Source organism: Nostoc punctiforme PCC 73102, assembly GCF_000020025.1.
GTDB classification, from domain to species: Bacteria; Cyanobacteriota; Cyanobacteriia; order Cyanobacteriales; family Nostocaceae; genus Nostoc; species Nostoc punctiforme.
This window is the reverse complement of the sequence record NC_010628.1, coordinates 1,354,398-1,373,363: the sequence shown is the minus strand read 5'-3', so window position 1 is coordinate 1,373,363 and position 18,966 is coordinate 1,354,398. Positions and strand designations below refer to the sequence as shown.

Genomic DNA, 18,966 nt, shown 5'->3' with positions numbered 1-18,966 from the left:
AGCCGTACCACAGTGACTTTGATTAAAATTTTGATAGATAGTATGAATTTCTCCTTGCCATGTTACGACTAACAGAAGTAAAGCTCCCGCTCGATCATCCTGAAGATGAGATCAAGACTGCCATCCTCAAAAAGCTGCAAATCACGGACGAAGAATTGATCGGTTATTCCATCTTCAAGCGTAGCTATGATGCCCGTAAGAAAGGAGAGATCGCTCTTGTTTATATTCTGGATGTAGAAACGACTCAGGAAACTCATCTACTCAAGCGCCTGAAAAAAGATCCTCATGTAATGGTCACTCCAGACATGAGTTATCGCCCAGTGGCAAAAGCACCTAGCAATTTGGCGATTCGCCCCATAGTCATTGGTACTGGCCCTTGTGGCTTATTTGCGGGTTTGATGCTGGCGCAAATGGGGTTCCGTCCCATCATTTTAGAACGTGGGAAAAAAGTTCGCGATCGCACTGCTGATACTTTTGGCTTTTGGAAGAAAAAATCAGACTTCAACCCCGAATCCAATGCCCAGTTTGGCGAAGGTGGTGCGGGTACATTTTCCGATGGCAAACTCTACAGTCAAGTTAAAGATCCTCAGCATTATGGGCGCAAGGTATTAACCGAACTCGTCAACGCCGGAGCCTCACCGGAAATTCTTTATATCAACAAACCGCATATCGGCACCTTCAAACTGGTGGGAATCGTCCAAAGTATGCGTGCCAAAATCGAATCCCTCGGTGGCGAAATTCGCTTTGAAAGTCGGGTGGAAGATATCAACATTGAAAATGGACAAGTGCGGGGAGTCACCCTTGCCAGTGGGGAATATATCGCCAGCGAGTATGTGGTTTTGGCAGTGGGACACAGCGCCCGCGATACTTTCCAAATGCTATACGAGCGCGGAGTTTACATTGAGCCTAAACCTTTTTCCATCGGCTTTCGGGTGGAACATCCCCAGACTCTCATCGACCAATGTCGTTTCGGGCCTCAAGCTGGTCATAAGCTTTTAGGTGCTGCCGATTATAAACTGGTTCACCACTGCCAAAATGGTCGTTCCGTCTATAGTTTTTGTATGTGTCCGGGAGGCTTGGTAGTTGCAGCTGCATCAGAACCGGGGCGACTTGTCACCAATGGGATGAGCCAATACTCTCGCAATGAGCGTAATGCTAATAGTGCGATCGTTGTGGGCATCACCCCCGAAGATTATCCGGGAAATGCTTTAGCGGGAATTGACTTTCAACGACGTTTAGAAGAACAGGCTTTTAAATTGGGCGGTGGCACTTATGAAGCTCCGGGGCAGTTGGTAGGAGACTTTCTCAAAGATCGCTCCTCTACAGCATTCGGCACGGTTAAACCGTCTTATACACCTGGAGTACATTTATGCGATCTGAGCCAGAGTTTACCAGATTATGCGATCGCCGCCATCCGCGAAGCCCTTCCCGCTTTTGACAAACAAATTAAAGGATTTGCAATGGATGATGCCGTATTGACTGGTGTGGAAACCCGCACGTCATCACCGATTCGGATTAAACGCAAAGAGGATTATCAGAGTCTAAATACAGTCGGTCTATATCCGGCTGGAGAGGGAGCAGGATATGCAGGGGGAATCCTCTCGGCTGGTATCGATGGGATTAAGGTGGCAGAAGCAGTGGCTTTAAGTATTTTGAGGAATTGCGATCGCAAGTCTTGAGGCGGCAGCCCTCAGATTAGGCATTCCCAGCCTTCGACTGAGAACAAGATCGTACTGGATGCGATCGCAATGGGAAATTTATCCGATTGTTAAAGCTGGTTCTTCACAGAAGTTAAATAGGGCTGACTCAGTTTCTGATTCATCTTCAAAGACAGCAGAGATATACCATTCACAGGGCGAATCATTCGTATATTCAGCCCATGCAATGGTTACTGTTTCACCTGATGGAATCCCTGAATCACTCAAGGTAAATGAAGCCCAATCTTCATCATCGACAGATACCCACAACTCTGTAATTGCCTGTTCGGTATCATTGGTAACGGTAAAAGTGAATTGATCTGACATAAATGGCCCTGCCTTTTAGCGATAAATAAATTGCAGATTGTCAGTCACCGATTATACTGCCACTTTTTTTAAAAGATGTCATGTTAACTGCTATAGTATATGCCCAGGGGTAGTTTAAAGCTTTTTTTGGCTAAATTTAATTTTATTAAATAGTGTTAAAAATATCACCGATGAGTCTATGGAGATAGGCAATGCCATGCAACAGCAGATTTAGGTTGTGGTTCGGTTAAGGCAAAAGACGCGATGAATCGCCGTCAAGACAAAAGACCGATTATTGTAGAGACGGCGATTTATCGCGTCTTTGGATCTAACAGAAGTAGTTGAGAGCGATCGCTAAACCATACTACAAATCGCCCTTAATACAACTCATATTTCATTAACTGACAAGGCAACGCTCCGTTGTACACAGCAATTCGTTTGGATGATTTCAGCCCAATGGATTGAGACAGTTCCTTGTTGCCACTTAGCACAAATGCAGTCCAGCCTTTGAAGCGTTGTTTCAGCACATCGCCCAAAAGTTTGTAAAATGCCCCCAAATCACTATCTCGCCCCAGACGTTCGCCATAAGGTGGATTGCACAATAAAATTCCACTGTCTGCGGGGGCAACAACATCAGCAAGTTCCATTTGAGAAAACCATACATGATTATCAACGCCGCAATTTTGAGCATTGTTAATCGCTTGCTCAATTACATTTTCATCGTGATCGCTTCCCCAAATAGGTGCGGGAAGGGTATCCAGTTGGCTGTCCTTTGCTTCTTGAAGCAGCTTTTCTAAAAGGACCAAATCAAAATCGAGCCAATTTTCAAATCCAAAGGACTCACGAAACAGCCCTGGTGCTATGTTCAGTGCTTTTAAGCTAGCTTCCAGAGGTAAAGTACCAGATCCACAGAGAGGATCGTAGAACATCTGGTCTTGCTTCCAACCCGAAAGTTGAATCAGAGCAGCAGCCAGAGATTCCTTGAGAGGCGCTGAACCAACCGCAGGGCGATAGCCACGGCGGTGTAGGCTATTTCCAGAACTATCGAGTTTGACGGTACAAAAGTCGCGCTCAATATGAACATTAACCCGCACATCTGGTTCATGAAGTTCTACATTTGAACGCTCACCCAGCTTTTCCTGCTGCTGATCGACGATCGCATTTTTGACCTGTAGAGATGTGAAGTGGCTGTGGTTGAGGTGAGCGTTTTTGCCCGTGACATTCACCGCCAGCGTCATGTCTGGCGTAAGATAGTTTTGCCAATCGATAGTCTGAATGCCGCGATAAAGATCCTTAGCATCAAGGCATGGAAACTCATGGATATCCACCAAGATTCGGAACGGCAGCCTAGCCCAGAGGTTGACGCGATAAAGCAGAGTGCGATCGCCCTCAAAGGCGACACCGCAAAATCCTGGCTCCACAGAATGGGCTCCCAGTTGCTCTAACTCCTGAGCCGCAAGAGTTTCTAATCCGCGAGCAACCGTTGCAAAATAATTCATAATTCGTAATTCGTAATTCGTAATTCGTAATTAATGGCTACTAGTAACTAAATTTATTGGTGGAGAATAAAAAGATTATGCCTTTTTCAGAGCAAGCGGCTTTTTGAACAAAGATTAATCTAAAAATTTCTAAAATCAATCATCGTCTGACGATAAGTATCTGGCAAACCTGTATCAAAACACTTCCCTTTAACAACATATCCTGTAATTCCCTCTTCCTGACGCAATCTATCAAGAGAAGATGTTAACTGAAATTCGCCTCGTTCTCGTAAATTTTGGTTTATGTGTTCTGCTAAAAAGTCAAAAATTTTCGGACTAAGTAAATACAAACCAAATATACATAAAAATTCGTTTTCTGCCATTCCCTCTACATGCAAATGTTGTTGTGCATATTCAATGGTTGGTTTTTCATAGAGTTGTGTAACTTCTAAAATCGAGTTTAACTCTTGCCAAACTCCTGTTACACACCCGGCTGTATGAAGAATTTCTGCTGGTGTTGTAGTTAAGCTAACGACACTTTGATTAACTTGTTCATAAACATCTAAAAGTTGACTTGCACAAGATTTTTGAATATCAGATGCATAAACATGATCGCCCAACATTAGCAAAAATGGCTCATCTTGTACCCAATCTTTGGCACAAAATACTGCATGACCATAACCTAATTGTTCCTCTTGCAATAAAAACGTAATTTTGCTACCTAAATCTTCGAGATATCGGCTATATTCTTGATTTTGCGGTGAAAGTTTCTTGAAAAGTTCTTTTTTAGGTGGGTTTTTCAATAAATCTTCAAATATTTCTCGATCGTCCGGCTGTACCACAATCCCGACTTCTGCAATTCCAGCACTAATTGCCTCTTCAATAATTGCGAGAATGACAGGTTTTGCCCTCCCATCTCGATCGATAATTGGGAAAAGTTCTTTTTTCACAACCTTAGTTGCTGGAAACAACCGAGTCCCAAAACCAGCTACCGGAATTACAGCTTTTCTAACTTGATTTTTCTGCATTAACCTCCCCTCTCCTCGTCTCTCTGCGGACTCTGCGCCTCTGCGGTTCGTCACCCCAACTTCTCAAACAACTGTGCCAACACCACATTAGAAAACAAAAACCCTTGGGGATCAATCAAACGCAACCTTCCCTCTGTAACTTCCACCCAACCTTTATCAAAATACCCTTGCAAACACCTGCAAATTTCCTCCACCTTCTCTTCGCCAAACGCCTCCACCAACGCCGCCAAACTCAAACCCTCCGCCAAACGCAACCCTAACATTAACGTTTCTAACAATACTTCTTTTGGGGGGGTAACATCACAATCAATTACACCGCCAGCTTGTACCCACTGGTAATACTCCCTAGTCTTACGCGGACGAGTGAAGCGTTTCCCCTCAACATAACTCGCCGCACCCATGCCAAAGCCATAATAAGGGCGGTTTTCCCAATAAACGCGATTATGCCGACACTGATGCTTAGGTTGAGCATAATTAGAAATCTCATAATGCTCATAACCAGCACCAGTCAAAGCTTGCTGCCCCATCTGGTACATTTTGACTGTGGCTTCATCCGTCGGTAAAGGTGTATCACCTGGTTTGTAGTAACGACCAAAGGCTGTACCTGGTTCGATGGTAAGATCGTATATGGAAATGTGAGTGGGTAAAAGTGCTACCGCTTTAGTTAGAGAATTCTGCCATTGATCCAAAGACTGATGCGGCAACCCAGAAATTAAGTCTAAGCTAAATGCGGGAATCTCGACTTGGTGGATTAACTCCACAGCCGCGAAAATATCTTCAACTGAGTGCGATCGCCCCGCCCTTTGCAATAATTCTTCTTGAAAGGCTTGTACACCCAAACTTACCCGGTTCACACCTGCACTGCGATAGCCTGCTATATGTGCTAAATCAAAGGTACCTGGGTCAATTTCCATAGAAATCTCTGCCCCAGATGCAATCCCAAAATGCTTCTCCAATTCTCCCACTATTCGTTGTAGCTGTTCTGTTGATAGCAGCGAAGGAGTACCACCACCGAAGAAAATTGTCTTTAGAGGTTGACCAAAGGCTGGTGTAATGGCAATTTCTTTACATAGTACCTCAACATATTGGGAGATAGTATCAGATGTTTCGCCCCGCAAGCGATCGCCCACAACAGACACCGGGAAATCACAATAAAAGCATCGCCGTCTGCAAAAGGGAATATGCACATAAGCAGAACTCGCAATTCTAGAAACACTAAATTTTTGAATCATTTTGAGAAAAGTTTTAAGTTAAGCCAACTGCGAATTAAAGACAATGAAAATGAGCAGTTAATTTACAAATTTTTGTCGTTTTACAAAGAAACAATGAAAAATATTAAGATAAAAGCCTTTAGTTATAATAATTGCAGATATTGTCAGCCTAAACCCTTAGTGTAAGTCAACAGTTCGGCTTCGCTCACTGTTGACTCTGAGCGGAGCCGAAGGGTCAATATCGATCAGTTTATCTTACCGATGAAATAAAAAATACTTAACTTTCTCGGTGAACACAGTTGCAGGAAAACAACATAACCATGCTTGACGCAATTATCATTTTCTCATTTATCCTGGCAGCTTCGGGAATAGGGTTCTACAGCATTGAACTACTACCCAATGGCACTCTCGATCAGGTAACAAATCTTGAAGCTTTACGCTTAGTTGTTGCCGTCTTTGCCGCTATTATTGGTGGTGCGATCGGACTGAGTTTCCAGACGACATATCGCCGCCTAGAATCGCAAGTCAAAGAAATGCCTCTGGAAATGATTTTAACTCGTGCCATTGGCTTAGTAATTGGCTTATTGCTAGCTAACCTCATGCTAGCCCCATTATTCTTACTACCTATCCCGGCGGACTTTGGATTTATTAAGCCACTTGTGGCAGTTGTCGGTAGTATTATTCTCTCCGTCACTGGCATGAATTTGGCAGATACCCACGGACGAGGTTTGCTGCGGTTCATTAATCCCAACACCGTCGAATCGATGGTTGTAGAAGGAACGCTAAAACCAGCTAATACGAAAGTTTTAGATACTAGCTGTATTATTGATGGTCGCATTGAAGCACTATTAGAAACAGGGTTTCTAGAAGGACAAATTCTCGTACCGCAGTTTGTCTTGCAAGAACTCCAACAAGTAGCTGATGCTAGCAAAGACCAAAAGCGGGTACGGGGAAGGCGAGGACTAGAAATTCTCAACCGCATTAAGGAAGAATATCCCGATCGCATTTTGATTAATACAGTTGACTACGAAGATATTCCCACAGTCGATGCCAAGTTGGTGCGCTTTGCCCAAGAAATTAGCGGTACATTGCTAACCAACGACTACAACTTGTCTAAAGTCGCCAGCGTTCAAAAAGTACCTGTTTTGAATGTGAATGATTTAGTGAACGCCGTCCGTCCCAGTTATCTACCTGGTGATAACTTGGATTTGAAAATTCTCAAGGAAGGCAAAGAACCCAGTCAAGGTATTGGCTATCTAGATGACGGCACAATGGTAGTCGTTGAAGAAGGTAGCAGTTATGTTGGTGGTGAACTGCGAGTAGTAGTTACCAGTGCTTTGCAAACCACCGCAGGAAGAATGATTTTTGCCAAACCCCAAGCATCAGCATTGGCGTGAGGGAAATGTCCGGTGCAATTAAATATAAATTGTGCAATCGGTGCAGTCAATCTGCACCGATTATTTATTTTTAATCACCAGATTTGCTTACCTGCAAATACTGTAACTGCTCAATTGATAACCCTGTCAATCTTGCTATCTGTTCTAATGGCATACCAGTATTAAAAAGGTTACTTGCCACTTCAAGTAAAGCTTCAGCTTTCCCTTCGGCTTTCCCTTCAGCTTTCCCTTCTTGTAAAATATCTTGATAAATCACTGACTCGCGCATAATGTCTGACCTCAAAACTCGTCTAATAACCTCTTTATCTAATACTAAACCAGCTAAAATAGCCGTGGAAGCAGCAATATTACTTTGAGTTCTTGATTCTGTAATACCGTTAATTTCACGCGCCACTTCATTTAGTATAACTTCTGGCTCAATTGTACTACTCAACACTGCCAAAGGTAAAAGTCCAGGTGTTCTCAAAAATACTTCAGTTGGTTGTTCCCAAAGTCTGATAACTGCAAATTCATGGCGTGTTCCAGCAATTGTAAATGTATTTTGTTGCACCAAATCCGAATTTGTCTGCTTGAGGTAAATTACAACTTGATGCATTGATTTGTGTGGAAAATGGCGATACACTCGCAATCGATAGTCAATCATCCGAAAAGGAATTTCTGCATCCACTTGGGTTTGAAATTCCAAATGCAAGATGTTTTGCTCTGACTGTAGCAGAATTAAGGCATCAGCGCGAATGGGTTCGAGAGATAATTCCTTTGGACTTAGTTCGGTTAAAGTGATTGGTTCGCCTAATAACCAAGTGGCGAAGTCACTGGAGAAATTTTCAGCTAAAAATTTGTAGATATTGTCAAACATTTGATAATGTTACCAAATAGCTTGCTCATTTATTATTTCTCTGCAATTATTTAATCCAAATTTATCTACTCTAATTTTCATAAATTTCTAACGGTAAATTATCTGGATCTTTAAAAAAAGTAAATTTCTTACCTGTGATTTCGTCAATTCTGATATTCTCTGTTTCTACACCTTGCGAGTGTAAGCAAAAAACAGTTTCTTGGATATCATCAACTTTAAAAGCAAGATGTCTTAAACCACAAGCTTCTGGACTACTAAATCGTTCTGGAGGATTTGGAAAAGAGAATAACTCTATCTGACCATTCTCTCCAACTCGTAAATCTAATTTATAAGAGTTTCTCTCGGCACGGAAAGTCTCTTGAATAATCGTAAAACCTAAAGTTTCTACATAAAAACTTTTGGAACGCTCGTAGTCAGAACAAATAATAGCTATATGATGAATGTCAGTAATTTTCATAGGTATTTTTTTTATTATCTTTTTAAGAGAGTGTACGTGGTTGCAAACATAACCACATTACACCCTCTCAAGCCGAGGTTAAACTTTAATCTTTTCGATTGATCTTACCTTTCTTTTTAGGAATAGGCCAATAGTGGCAACTAAAAGTGTGCTACCTAAAGTACTAGGTTCAGGTACTTGTCGATAAGAAACTGTACCGGAATCAGAAGTTTCAGAGGAGACGGAAAATAATGTTCCAGCAATTTCGTAATTTTTGTCAGGATTAGCTTTGTCTGGGAAGCTGTATAGCAATCCAATAGATGCGTTATCTGCTAAGGATACAGTTGGAAATGCAACGGGATAATCGGGATATTCAATATCATCCTTTGCGGTGTAAATATTGGGGTTATTATCGAATTGAAAAGTTAGTGACTGAACTAGTGCTACTGGAAAATTATCATTACTGAAGGTTGAGTCATCAAAGCTAAATAAACCGTTTCCCTTAGCTGTAGAACTATCAACACTGAAAGCATAATTAACAATTGCAGCCGATGCCGATTTCATACTTAAGGTAGCCAAACCCAAGACAAGACTACTAGCGATCGCTAATTGTGGAAAGAATTTCATATCGGTTATCCTCAAAATAGGTTTATGTAAGGGAACTTTACAAACAACTACCAACAGTTACCAATCAGGTGTTGTGACAACTAACTCTGTCCAAGGGGTACAATCTGGTTCTTGAGCAGCATCTTGAGCAGGACGGGCATTACAACCACGGATTTTAAACGTGTATTTAACAAGATCCCTGGCTCCAACATAAGTCCAACTACGTGCTGTTGGGTCATCGATTTGCGTCACATCATCTTTGCCGTCGCCCGAACTCACTTGATAAAAATCATTTTTTTGGCATACATCCCAAGCAATCTTAATTCTCCGCACTCTTGTGGTATCTGCAACCAAGTTGTATGGATTTCTAGAATCACAGGGCGGATTTTCTGTTTTGTTCTCGCAATTACTATTGCCAGAGGTACATTCAGCTAGTGTTTTGACTGGGCGAATTAACTCGGCAGAAAATGTTGTTAATAAGATGGCAGAGACCAGACTATATCTGAAAAAAATGGAACTCGATCGTATTTTGTGCATAACCAATCCTTCACTTGTCTAGACTAAAACCACAGCAAAATTTAGAAGGTAAAAGTAGTTCTAATAACTCCCAGTACAGCATCACTGTTACGATCGTCATGATTGGGGGCAGTCAGCCAAATTAAACCAGGGGTGATGGTAATATTGTCTGAAAGTGCATAGCTGTAAAAACCTTCAACATGTAAAGAGGTATTTCTGTCTTGAGCAGAGTCACGGTTTTGTGGTGCAATTACCTCTGTAAATACATTAGCGATCGCACCATCAGCACCGGTGACTTTTGGTTCCATACCCACAATAATCCCCGCTAAATTGCCTTTTTTACCCAAATCTGGGAAAGCTAGAGCAACTGCATAGTTCCAAATATCGGCATCTCCTACGCCCAAAACCCTGGTTTTGGCATAGCCTGCCCAAGCATTAATGAAAAAGCGGGAACTTACTTGATAAGATGCTTCTAAGCCGTAAGCGTTGGTGGAAGTGCGCGAATCAGTAACTAAACCCAAGTTAGCCTTTTGGCTACCTGTACCTGGGGTTGCCAAATCTTCACCCAGGTTATTGTAGGCATTGACGTAAGTTAAACCGATGCTAAAGCGATCGCTAGGTTGAAAAGTTAACTGAGCGATCGCACCATAAGAACCGTTGATAAAACCGTTGTTAGTGTTGGGATTGGATGCTGTACTTGACAAATATCCCAAACTCAGTTCTAACTGATCCAAGAAACGATGTCTCAGCCCAACCCCCGCCCCAGAAGGTACAAAGTAGTAGACTGAATTGCGGCTACCAAACTTAGATAAAGCACCCCTAGCTCCCTCATCTCCATCTAAGTAGGGGTTAACCGTATCTACAAAGTCTTCTACTTCTCCTTCGTTGGCAAAGAAAGTAACATCAGTTTTTTTACCTAGCGGGAATCTGTAAAATAGCGTTTCAACTCTAACTTGATTATTTTCAGGATCTTCATCGCCAATTTCTCCATTAAAAGCTAGAGTGCCTTCTGGCAATCTGGTTTCAGTACCATCTTCACCGGAAAAGTAATTAAGATTGAGGGCTTGTAGTCGAACCCTGAGTAAGTCTTGACCGGTGAAACTGGTGTCAAAATTGAGACGAACGCGATCGCCAAAAGTTGTGTTTCTAGGAATATCAGCATTATCAGCATCTTGCCCAGATACAAACCCTGATATCGCAAAAATGGCTTCACCATTAAGTTTTGTCGTGGTCGAAAACTGCTGTTGTTCCAAGCTTTCCAGGCGAGGTTCTAAAGCATCCACCCGACCCCGCAAAGTAGCCAATTCAGCTGCAAATTGTTCTTGTAATTTTTGCAGAGTTGTTAAATCTTCTTTCTTAACTATGTCAGATGTTGCAGTTGCAATTAGTTCGTTTACCCGTTCTAAGCACGCATTAATTCCAGCCGCAAATTCGTAACGAGTTAAAGCTCGATTACCCCGATAAGTTGCATTAGGATAACCAGCAATACACCCATAACGCTCCACCAAAGATTGCAATGCACCGAATGCCCAATCTGTCGGCTGTACATCTGATAGTTGAGAAACAGATGTTACTTGTCCTGCTGATTCTTGAACAGTTCCAGCTAAAATTGGAAGTGCGTTGGCATCGCCCGCCGCAGACATCGCGCTAGTTGTGGTAGTGATTACCGAGAATAGCCCCAAAGTCACTGGAGAAATCGGCAGCCGCTTCCAAAACATTTTGATCATTTTTCTGTCATCCTCACACCATTTGTTATCAACTAAAAAAAGTAGGCAATCACACCGAAATTAGCCTATTACTATCCTTGTAGAGATGTAGCAGTGCTACATCTCTAAATCTTTTGTCACTCCTATGTCTAATACTTACTTTTTAGCTTCAGTAGAATTATTCCTTTCACTCAATTGCCAATTCTTTAGCACTTGAGCGCGATTTTGCCGCAAGTCTTGACGGTTACGTTCTTCAGGATAAGGAATACTATCGCCCTTAATTCCTGCCCAAAGAATCTCGTTGAATTCTTCTGGATCGAGATTATCTTCACCTACAAAATTGAAGTCTTTGGTCATAGCAGCCCACCAACTCTTATCATTTAGAATCGGCATAGCTGCTGTCTTTTCAACATTCTGGTCTTGGCAAGCTGGTACTAGTTTTGGATCTACAGGATTAGCACACAAGTTACCTGGAACAACAGCTGTATAAGGCTCAAAGTTTGGTTCTCTAGTGAAAGCATCTGACATTGGTTCAGCATTAGCATCAGTAATTGCCAAATAACCAATGTTTAATAAATCCTCCATTGTCCGCAATACATTAATAGTGTTGTAGTTAGTGCTGACAAGCGCGCCCCGTTTTGTATAAGGCGAAATCACGTAGGCTAACGAACGGTGAGAATCAACGTGATCTGGCCCATTTTGGGAATCATCTTCAATGATGAAAATTGCTGTTTCCTTCCACTCAGGCAGATGAGAAATTTTCTCTACCAATTTGCCAATAGCATAGTCATTATCTGCCATTTGTAGTTGTGGAGTATTTAGTCCAGCCAAAGCAGTACCAAAGGAACCAAAATGATCGTGAGGCAGACGCACAAGCATTAAGTTAGGCAGTCCATTCTGCTCAATATCTCTTGCCCATTCGTTGTACAGATAAATATCTGGATTATTCATGTCGAATGAGCGGAAATAAAGATCGGTTTTATCCAACAATACAGTTTTAGTAACGGGAGCTTGGGGAATTTTGTCAGCGTAAGGGTTTGGGGAGATGGGAATATAAGCTGGGTTTTGAGGATCGGGTTTAGTAGGATCGGGTTGACTAGTAATGTAGGGAGCGCCATTGTCAACCAAGAAACCGTAATTACGTACAGTTTTACCAGCACGGAGCGCTGCATCCCAAAGATAACCACCAATGACATCAATTCCTAAGTCACCATCTCCTTCAGGGGCATTGACATCTCTGTCTCCGGGCAATATTGAAGACCGACCAGAGCGATCTAAAATTCCCGTCAGGCGCGTATTAATTGGAGAGGCATTAGAAGAAGTTTGCGGTAGGGCAAGGCTGATGTTACGATTAGTACCTTCGTAATCGTAGGTTAAACCATTAAATCCAGCGTTACCGTAGAGAACCGATTGAGTTTTTTCGGTGTAATCTGTCGTTCGTGCAAAAGTAGACCAACTCCAACCAACTCCACTTGATTCGCCACTGTCATAGAAGTTATCAAAAGTTGCGAAGCCAAAGGATAACTTGTGATGGTTGGGTGAAATATTGTTAGGAAACAAGGTAAGTGTTGGGTCGCCATTACCGAGAGGTAAGTCACCAAGTACCTGATCGTAAGTACGGTTTTCTTTAACTATGTAGATAACGTGCTTAATTTTGCCTTGTAAATACCTCATCGTCCGGTCAGGGCGACGATTGTAGAAACCATTATTTTTATCTACTTGCGCCGAAAGTGTCCCCAGGGTTGCGCCCTTTGGCACTGGAATAATTGAGATACCAGCTTTTTCTAAAGCCCAGTTGTACTCATTTTTAAAATTAGTATTGCGTGCTAGCCCTGCTGGAGTTGTCAGGTTTCCTGCGGGATTGGGACCAGAATTACTCTTGGCATTGACAACGTAAAGTCTTTGACCGTCTTGACTGACGCTTACAGAATTAGGATACCAGCCTGTAGGGATACGTCCATTCACCCGGCTACTTTGCAAGTCTACAACAGCAACTGCATTCTCGCCCCCTAGAGTAACGTAAAGTGTAGCTCCATCTGGGCTGAGGGCTAAAGAGTTGGGATTAGCACCTTTGTATCGATCGCCAGGCCGAGACAGAGAGATGGTTCGGACAACTCTATTGCTGTCTGTGTCAATTACTGAAATCGAGTCATCATTACCATTAGCTACATACAGTCGATTTTGGCTAGGCGAAAGTAGTACTTTATTTGGTTGGCTGCCTATTGGTATACGGGTAATTTGTCCAGAAGTAATGGCAACAGCAAGTACTTCGTTGTCGCGCTGGCTACTAATAAAGACTTTAGCTGCTTGACCGTTTTCTGCACTCTTAATGGCTACATCAAAAGGAAATTCCCCAGTTGCTATTTTATCGCCTGGTCTAAAGAACTTAATTTCTTTAGTGACCTTACGGGTAGTAGCATCAACGATTGATATTGAGTCATTCTCAAAGTTTGCAGTTACTAAGGTTCTGCCATCCTTACTAACTGCAATACCGGCTACAACTGCTCCTGTCGCCACAGCTTTAGCTGGCGTATCCTTTAACAAACCACCATCATATTTAGGGAAGGGGTCAGTTTGGTTAGAATTATGACCTAGTAAAATAAAAGGGGCATCTGGTACGTACTGGCTGCCATTAGAGGCATAAACATAGACGCGATCGTCAATCCCACCTGAAACAAAGAAGCGCGAACCGTCTTTGGCCCAAGCTAAACCGTTATAGGTATTCGGAATATTAATCTGTTGTCTTTTAACCAACTTACCGCTACTGACATCATAGACAAAGACCCATTCTGCTTTACGGGTTGTTGTACCACTTGATTTCCCAGTTTGTGGATCTAATACAGGGTAAGTGAAATTACTGCCCGTATTTTCATTTTTGAAGTTTTGGTTATAACCACTGGTAAGTACCAGTAAAGTTTTACCATCGGGACTAAGGGCTGTGCTTACTGCTTCAGCCGCATCAGCATTATCGTCTGTACGCAAACCAGTTGCTAAAGGTGCAAATGTCGAGCCTGGTGCTGCTGCGGGTGTGATAATTTGACCTGTGGGTAGTAAAGCTGCCCCACCCTGTAAGTTACCAACAGGGCTGGTAGTCCGAGCGCTAGCTGATTGTATATTTGCACCCAAGGTACTTAACAGCAAAAGACTTAATAAATACCCTTGGTTTTTGTTAGTAACCATGCGAGATTTTTATAGTAGGGATAACCATCAAGTAAAAATATTGATAGTTAATAGTTAAGACATCAGTAAATTTTGGTTATGTTTTGGTAGTAGTAATTTTATTTAGTTAAGTTTTTTAAACTCCTTATTTTCTCTTTAGTTACCGTTAATTTATATAGTTTTTCTCTCTCGCTAGCAGATTGAAAATACTACTACTGAGGATTTTTATTTAGGCTTTGATAATCTTTAGTTAATCTAAGCTTAATCTTTGCTTAACTATTAAACATAGATAATAACAAAGTAAAAAAAATGACAATATTCTTCAATAAATACTGTCTTTTAGAATATAAAACTGATATGCTCAACAAAATTCTCATTTTGTCCTTGTTGGGGTTATTTGCTGTGGCTCCTGCTGCCAATGCAGAGGTTAAATTAATTGCAATTGGGAGTCTAGATGGTAACATTAGCGATCGCTCCAACAAAACATCTGCTCCCCTTGAAAACGGCGTTCCGGGAAACCTCTTGGGTGGTCTAGGGTCGGGATTGGCCTATGCTGGCTGTAACACCTTTATCGCTATTCCAGACCGAGGCCCAAATGCCCTGTCATACAACAGCGCTGTCAGTGACACAGCATCTTATATCAACCGCTTCCAAACTATCAAAGTGAAACTTGAACCAAACAAACTTGGTTCAGCGTTACCCTTTACCCTAACCCCTTCCTTAGTTGACACGACTCTGCTATTCAGCAATGAGCCTCTTTACTACGGTAATGGTGCGGGATTGGGTTTAGGCAGTGGTGTCCCAGCTTTGAATACCAAGAATAAAAACTATTTCACTGGACGCTCAGACAACTTCAACCCCACTCAAATCTCGACATATCCAAACAATGCCCGTTTTGACCCTGAAGGGGTGCGTGTATCCAATAATGGTAAGGAGATATTTATCTCGGATGAATATGGCCCTTATGTATATCAATTTAACCGCAATATAGGTAAGCGGATTAGGGTCTTTAACCTACCTAGCAAGTTTGCAGTTAGCAACTTAAGTCCCGTTAGTGATACAGAAATCACTGGTAACACGTCTGGTAGGGTTGCTAACAAAGGCATGGAAGGTCTTGCAATTACTCCCAACGGTAAGACTTTGGTTGGTATTTTGCAAAGTCCACTGCTCCAAGACGGTGGTACTAATGGTGCTTATACCAGAATCGTCAAGATTGACATAGAAACAGGTGCCACCCAGGAATACGCTTATCAGCTAGATAATATTGGCACCTTAGCTAAACCAAAATATCCCACCGTCAGCGAGATTTTGGCAATCAGCGATCGCGAATTCTTAGTAGATGAACGCGATGGCAAGGGGTTTGGCGATGGCTCAAAGGCTGCCTTCAAGAAAATATATCGGATCGATCTGACGAATGCTCAAGAAGTAAGCAATATCACCGGGGAAATCAACCTTGTTGGCAAGGCGGTCAGCAAGACCCTGTTCCTTGATGTGGTGACTGCGCTAACTCAAAACGGCTTCAAAGAAGAAGACATTCCTGCCAAGCTTGAAGGTTTAGCCTTCGGAGAAGATGTGGTTATCAACCGTGTGAAAAAGCATACGTTATTTATCGCCAATGACAACGACTTCGTTGGTACTATAGCGCCGGGTATTGACAACCCAAACAAATTTTTCGTCTTCGCTGTTGACACTACTGACCTACCAGGTTTCGTGCCCCAGGATATCAAAGGGGAAGATTGATATTCAGTTCGGTTGATATTTAATTATTAAAAACTGTTAGAGTAGGCAAAGTGCCCGCTCTAATAGCTACCGAAAAAGTCAGAAAGTATGAGACAGAAGGTAGGATGCTTCAAGTCGGGAAACCGCAAGGGCGCAGTGGCTCCCCAACCTACGCAGTTTAAGGTTTTTGGCACTAACTGAACCGTATTGATTTTTCAGTGAATTCAACCGTAAGTGCCAACAGCTTGTTGCCTTTCCAAACAGTGATAAAAGTTACGCAAAAACTCGTCCAGACCTCCGAGGTATATCCTTGTAAGGCTATATCGTTTTGTACAGAGTATTAGATGATGGTATCGAAATTCTACGGCTTGTAAGTGGTCGTTGTAACTTTCCATCTCTTTTTGAGGAATCCGACTAAAAGCTTTTTCGGCATATCCCTGAGACACTGTGAATTTAGGGTGGTGTTGGGTTAAAAAAGAAACATGAAAATCATCAAACCCATCACCAATTGGTTAGAAATCCGCGCTTGTGCCCCTACTTATGGCGGTTGGGTGCTAGCAGTAACCGCTATTTGTTTTTTTGGAGCAGGTATCAATACGATGGCTGGTTGGCTGTATGCCATTAGCGGTATTAGTTTTGCCCTTTTGGGTGTAGCAGCTATCTTACCGCCGCGATCGCTCACAGGTCTATCCATCACCCGCCGTCCCATGCAACCAGTATCAGCCGGTGACGATCTAACGGTGGAATTAGAAATCTGCAATCAGACACAGCAGCCTGTAAGCTTATTGCAAGTTGAAGATATACTGCCCTTCGTCTTAGGGAAACCAGTACAAAAGGCAATCGAAACAATTCCTAGCCGGGGTAGTTATCGTTGGGTATATTACTATCCGACTCAGCGCCGGGGTGTTTATCGCTGGCAGACAGTCGAACTAGGTTCTGGTGCGCCTTTGGGATTGTTCTGGTGTCGCCGTCAGCGTGATTGTGCTGCCACAGCGATCGTTTATCCCACAGTGTTACCCTTGGCTACCTGTCCCCTAATAGATGAAATGGGGCAAGAAGAGAGCAAAAGGGGCGATCCTCGCGGTAGACCATTGCAGACAGCTACAACAGGGCTGGTGCGATCGCTGCGTCCTTACCGTATCGGAGATCCCACCCGTCTGATTCACTGGCGGACTAGTGCCCGCTATGGTGAATTAAGGGTGCGGGAGTTAGAAATGGTAACAGGTGGACAAGAAATAGTTATTGCCCTTGACAGTGCTAGCAATTGGGAAGAAGAAAACTTTGAGCAAGCAGTAATTGCCGCAGCATCGCTGTACTTTTATGCACATCAACAGCAATTACAGGTGCAACTGTGGACAGCATCAACAAATTTAATCAAAGGCGATGCCTATGTTCTAGAAACCTTAGCAGCAACCAGAGCCTTAGAAGATGCCAGTTCAGTAGTTCCTAAAAGCTACCCTTTGATTTGGCTGACTCAAAACCCCCTGAGCCTTACTACTCTTCCTCAAGGCAGTCGCTGGGTTTTGTGGCCAAATATTTCCGCACCAGCAGAACAAGAAGTAATCAATTGGGAACATCCTGGTATAGTTTTGCAAAGCGATGTCTCCGACGGGCTACGCCTACGCGCACTACAACCCCAGCTACAAAAAACATTAAAATCGTATTAATTAATACCTTCGGCAAAAAAACACATGCTATAGAAGGGCTATACAAACAAAGCCTAGCTTTACAGATTGGAAAACTTTTAGTCCACAGAGGTAAACTTTGTTTGTGTAGCCACGACTTCTAGTTGTTCGGGCAAAGTGCAAGGCTTGAGTTAACTTTGCTTTAACTGTTTACGTTTTAATACTGAACCAGCGCTTACAGTAGCTATTGACAGTATCGCTGGTAGCAATGTAGGTTCGGGAACAGATGTAACTTTTTCATTAAAGGTAAAGTTATCTAGCGTAAACTGTGTCCCAGGACCACCCTTGCTTCTAAGATAATCTGGTTCAACTCCACCAAATGACGTAAACCTTAATTCATCAACACCAAAATAATCAAAATTAACTAAAGTTGGCTGTTTCGTATCTACAACCACAGTCTTTGAATACAGGGTTGCGCCGCTCTTAAAACCTTCTACAGTCACCGAAAGACCATCATTCCAAGCAGCTGTGAGGTAAGCACTGTTGAAGTCAAAAATACCATCACTTACTAGGGCAGGGTCTCCATATTCATTAAAACTCACATAGTCTCCTGACACACTGCCATTGTCATAGCCTGTAAGTGAGAGAGCAGTATCCGAGCCATTTAGGTAGCCAAAATTGTCCCAATTAAATCCACCGTAACCGTTAGGAATCCGATCATAACCTGAAATAGGCGCTATATCATCAAATGTTAAAACAGTTGCCTCTGCTACTGTTCCTATTCCCAAAACAATGGCTGTTGCTGCGATCACAGCTGTCGATAACTTTTTCGCAATAGTTGAAATACTCATGTGGTAGTAGTTGTAACTCTTGATAAGTTTGTACTTTTTTATCAGACCTTTCAGAATATACACTAATTCAAAAAAAAACTAGTGTTATTACTTAGTTATTTCATAAAGTCTCATCTCATAAAGTTATAATGAAGAGAATTCAGTACTAATGCACTAATGTATAAATAAACAAAGCCTGACATAAGGATCGCGCTTGGCATCTCCCCATAGACGCGTCAAAGTATCGTTTACTGATGAGAATAAATCAACCTCTTGACTTTTAAATTCTGCCTCAAGATGCAACTTGAATTTTGATTAGCTTAGAAGTTAAACTTCTATGATTTCCTAGATTTTGCCCGATCCCAGCACACCGGACATATCAGCCCTTGAACAAAG

Annotated in this window: 16 protein-coding genes; 4 read left to right on the top strand and 12 right to left on the bottom strand. The window is 42.4% G+C overall.

Translation table 11 applies throughout. The features are described 5' to 3' along the window. Positions 1 to 59 precede the first annotated feature (59 nt). Positions 60 to 1,679 (top strand): NAD(P)/FAD-dependent oxidoreductase, encoded by a 1,620-nt coding sequence (locus NPUN_RS05845; protein ID WP_012407896.1) that lies wholly within the window; start codon positions 60 to 62, stop codon positions 1,677 to 1,679. A gap of 78 nt (positions 1,680 to 1,757) precedes the next feature. Here NPUN_RS05845 and NPUN_RS05840 read toward each other — a convergent pair whose 3' ends face one another. The 4 genes from NPUN_RS05840 to hemW form a co-directional block, all read right to left on the bottom strand. Beyond that, the gene (locus NPUN_RS05840) at positions 1,758 to 2,024 is read right to left on the bottom strand and encodes a hypothetical protein (protein WP_012407895.1); all 267 of its coding nucleotides are present in this window, start codon (positions 2,022 to 2,024) and stop codon (positions 1,758 to 1,760) included. A gap of 356 nt (positions 2,025 to 2,380) precedes the next feature. After that, a complete protein-coding gene (locus tag NPUN_RS05835; protein WP_012407894.1) occupies positions 2,381 to 3,502 on the bottom strand; it encodes a THUMP domain-containing class I SAM-dependent RNA methyltransferase in 1,122 nt (373 codons plus the stop codon). A 119-nt stretch (positions 3,503 to 3,621) separates the two neighbouring features. Beyond that, a complete protein-coding gene (locus tag NPUN_RS05830; RefSeq protein WP_012407893.1) occupies positions 3,622 to 4,509 on the bottom strand; it encodes a UTP--glucose-1-phosphate uridylyltransferase in 888 nt (295 codons plus the stop codon). Between the two features lie 50 nt (positions 4,510 to 4,559). Next, positions 4,560 to 5,741 (bottom strand): radical SAM family heme chaperone HemW, encoded by a 1,182-nt coding sequence (gene hemW, locus NPUN_RS05825; RefSeq protein ID WP_012407892.1) that lies wholly within the window; start codon positions 5,739 to 5,741, stop codon positions 4,560 to 4,562. A 299-nt stretch (positions 5,742 to 6,040) separates the two neighbouring features. Between hemW and NPUN_RS05820 the strand changes: the two genes are divergently transcribed. Then, entirely contained in the window at positions 6,041 to 7,117 is a 1,077-nt protein-coding gene (locus tag NPUN_RS05820) for a PIN/TRAM domain-containing protein (protein WP_012407891.1), read from the top strand. A gap of 70 nt (positions 7,118 to 7,187) precedes the next feature. Here NPUN_RS05820 and NPUN_RS05815 read toward each other — a convergent pair whose 3' ends face one another. The 6 genes from NPUN_RS05815 to NPUN_RS05790 form a co-directional block, all read right to left on the bottom strand. After that, positions 7,188 to 7,973, bottom strand: a complete 786-nt coding sequence (locus tag NPUN_RS05815; protein ID WP_012407890.1) for an Rpn family recombination-promoting nuclease/putative transposase — start codon at positions 7,971 to 7,973, stop codon at positions 7,188 to 7,190. A gap of 70 nt (positions 7,974 to 8,043) precedes the next feature. Continuing rightward, positions 8,044 to 8,430, bottom strand: a complete 387-nt coding sequence (gloA2, locus tag NPUN_RS05810; protein ID WP_012407889.1) for an SMU1112c/YaeR family gloxylase I-like metalloprotein — start codon at positions 8,428 to 8,430, stop codon at positions 8,044 to 8,046. A gap of 78 nt (positions 8,431 to 8,508) precedes the next feature. Next, positions 8,509 to 9,036, bottom strand: a complete 528-nt coding sequence (locus tag NPUN_RS05805) for a PEP-CTERM sorting domain-containing protein (protein WP_012407888.1) — start codon at positions 9,034 to 9,036, stop codon at positions 8,509 to 8,511. Positions 9,037 to 9,093: 57 nt separating this feature from the next. Continuing rightward, positions 9,094 to 9,552: a hypothetical protein gene (locus NPUN_RS05800; protein ID WP_012407887.1), complete on the bottom strand. Its 459-nt coding sequence runs from the start codon at positions 9,550 to 9,552 to the stop codon at positions 9,094 to 9,096. A gap of 41 nt (positions 9,553 to 9,593) precedes the next feature. Then, positions 9,594 to 11,258 (bottom strand): iron uptake porin, encoded by a 1,665-nt coding sequence (locus NPUN_RS05795; RefSeq protein ID WP_012407886.1) that lies wholly within the window; start codon positions 11,256 to 11,258, stop codon positions 9,594 to 9,596. A 135-nt stretch (positions 11,259 to 11,393) separates the two neighbouring features. Next, a complete protein-coding gene (locus tag NPUN_RS05790; protein WP_012407885.1) occupies positions 11,394 to 14,417 on the bottom strand; it encodes an alkaline phosphatase family protein in 3,024 nt (1,007 codons plus the stop codon). Between the two features lie 288 nt (positions 14,418 to 14,705). Here NPUN_RS05790 and NPUN_RS05785 point away from each other — a divergent pair, with 288 nt between their 5' ends. After that, positions 14,706 to 16,136 (top strand): esterase-like activity of phytase family protein, encoded by a 1,431-nt coding sequence (locus NPUN_RS05785; protein WP_012407884.1) that lies wholly within the window; start codon positions 14,706 to 14,708, stop codon positions 16,134 to 16,136. Positions 16,137 to 16,339: 203 nt separating this feature from the next. On the opposite strand, the gene NPUN_RS41590 is transcribed toward NPUN_RS05785, so the two are convergent. After that, positions 16,340 to 16,561 (bottom strand): hypothetical protein, encoded by a 222-nt coding sequence (locus tag NPUN_RS41590; RefSeq protein ID WP_167315580.1) that lies wholly within the window; start codon positions 16,559 to 16,561, stop codon positions 16,340 to 16,342. 36 nt (positions 16,562 to 16,597) lie between these two features. Here NPUN_RS41590 and NPUN_RS05780 point away from each other — a divergent pair, with 36 nt between their 5' ends. Further along, entirely contained in the window at positions 16,598 to 17,782 is a 1,185-nt protein-coding gene (locus NPUN_RS05780; RefSeq protein WP_012407883.1) for a DUF58 domain-containing protein, read from the top strand. Positions 17,783 to 17,931: 149 nt separating this feature from the next. Here NPUN_RS05780 and NPUN_RS05775 read toward each other — a convergent pair whose 3' ends face one another. Further along, positions 17,932 to 18,591: a hypothetical protein gene (locus NPUN_RS05775; RefSeq protein WP_012407882.1), complete on the bottom strand. Its 660-nt coding sequence runs from the start codon at positions 18,589 to 18,591 to the stop codon at positions 17,932 to 17,934. Between the last annotated feature and the right edge of the window lie 375 nt (positions 18,592 to 18,966).

What these genes read in the sequence shown, in the direction of transcription:
- NPUN_RS05795 (WP_012407886.1), bottom strand. Translation starts at nt 11,258, where the DNA reads ATGATCAAAATGTTTTGGAAGCGGCTGCCGATTTCTCCAGTGACTTTG.
- NPUN_RS05820 (WP_012407891.1), top strand. Translation starts at nt 6,041, where the DNA reads ATGCTTGACGCAATTATCATTTTCTCATTTATCCTGGCAGCTTCGGGA.
- NPUN_RS05845 (WP_012407896.1), top strand. Translation starts at nt 60, where the DNA reads ATGTTACGACTAACAGAAGTAAAGCTCCCGCTCGATCATCCTGAAGAT.
- NPUN_RS05840 (WP_012407895.1), bottom strand. Translation starts at nt 2,024, where the DNA reads ATGTCAGATCAATTCACTTTTACCGTTACCAATGATACCGAACAGGCA.
- NPUN_RS05785 (WP_012407884.1), top strand. Translation starts at nt 14,706, where the DNA reads ATGACAATATTCTTCAATAAATACTGTCTTTTAGAATATAAAACTGAT.
- NPUN_RS05835 (WP_012407894.1), bottom strand. Translation starts at nt 3,502, where the DNA reads ATGAATTATTTTGCAACGGTTGCTCGCGGATTAGAAACTCTTGCGGCT.
- NPUN_RS05775 (WP_012407882.1), bottom strand. Translation starts at nt 18,591, where the DNA reads ATGAGTATTTCAACTATTGCGAAAAAGTTATCGACAGCTGTGATCGCA.
- NPUN_RS05780 (WP_012407883.1), top strand. Translation starts at nt 16,598, where the DNA reads ATGAAAATCATCAAACCCATCACCAATTGGTTAGAAATCCGCGCTTGT.
- NPUN_RS05790 (WP_012407885.1), bottom strand. Translation starts at nt 14,417, where the DNA reads ATGGTTACTAACAAAAACCAAGGGTATTTATTAAGTCTTTTGCTGTTA.
- NPUN_RS05805 (WP_012407888.1), bottom strand. Translation starts at nt 9,036, where the DNA reads ATGAAATTCTTTCCACAATTAGCGATCGCTAGTAGTCTTGTCTTGGGT.
- NPUN_RS05815 (WP_012407890.1), bottom strand. Translation starts at nt 7,973, where the DNA reads ATGTTTGACAATATCTACAAATTTTTAGCTGAAAATTTCTCCAGTGAC.
- NPUN_RS05830 (WP_012407893.1), bottom strand. Translation starts at nt 4,509, where the DNA reads ATGCAGAAAAATCAAGTTAGAAAAGCTGTAATTCCGGTAGCTGGTTTT.
- gloA2 (WP_012407889.1), bottom strand. Translation starts at nt 8,430, where the DNA reads ATGAAAATTACTGACATTCATCATATAGCTATTATTTGTTCTGACTAC.
- NPUN_RS05800 (WP_012407887.1), bottom strand. Translation starts at nt 9,552, where the DNA reads ATGCACAAAATACGATCGAGTTCCATTTTTTTCAGATATAGTCTGGTC.
- hemW (WP_012407892.1), bottom strand. Translation starts at nt 5,741, where the DNA reads ATGATTCAAAAATTTAGTGTTTCTAGAATTGCGAGTTCTGCTTATGTG.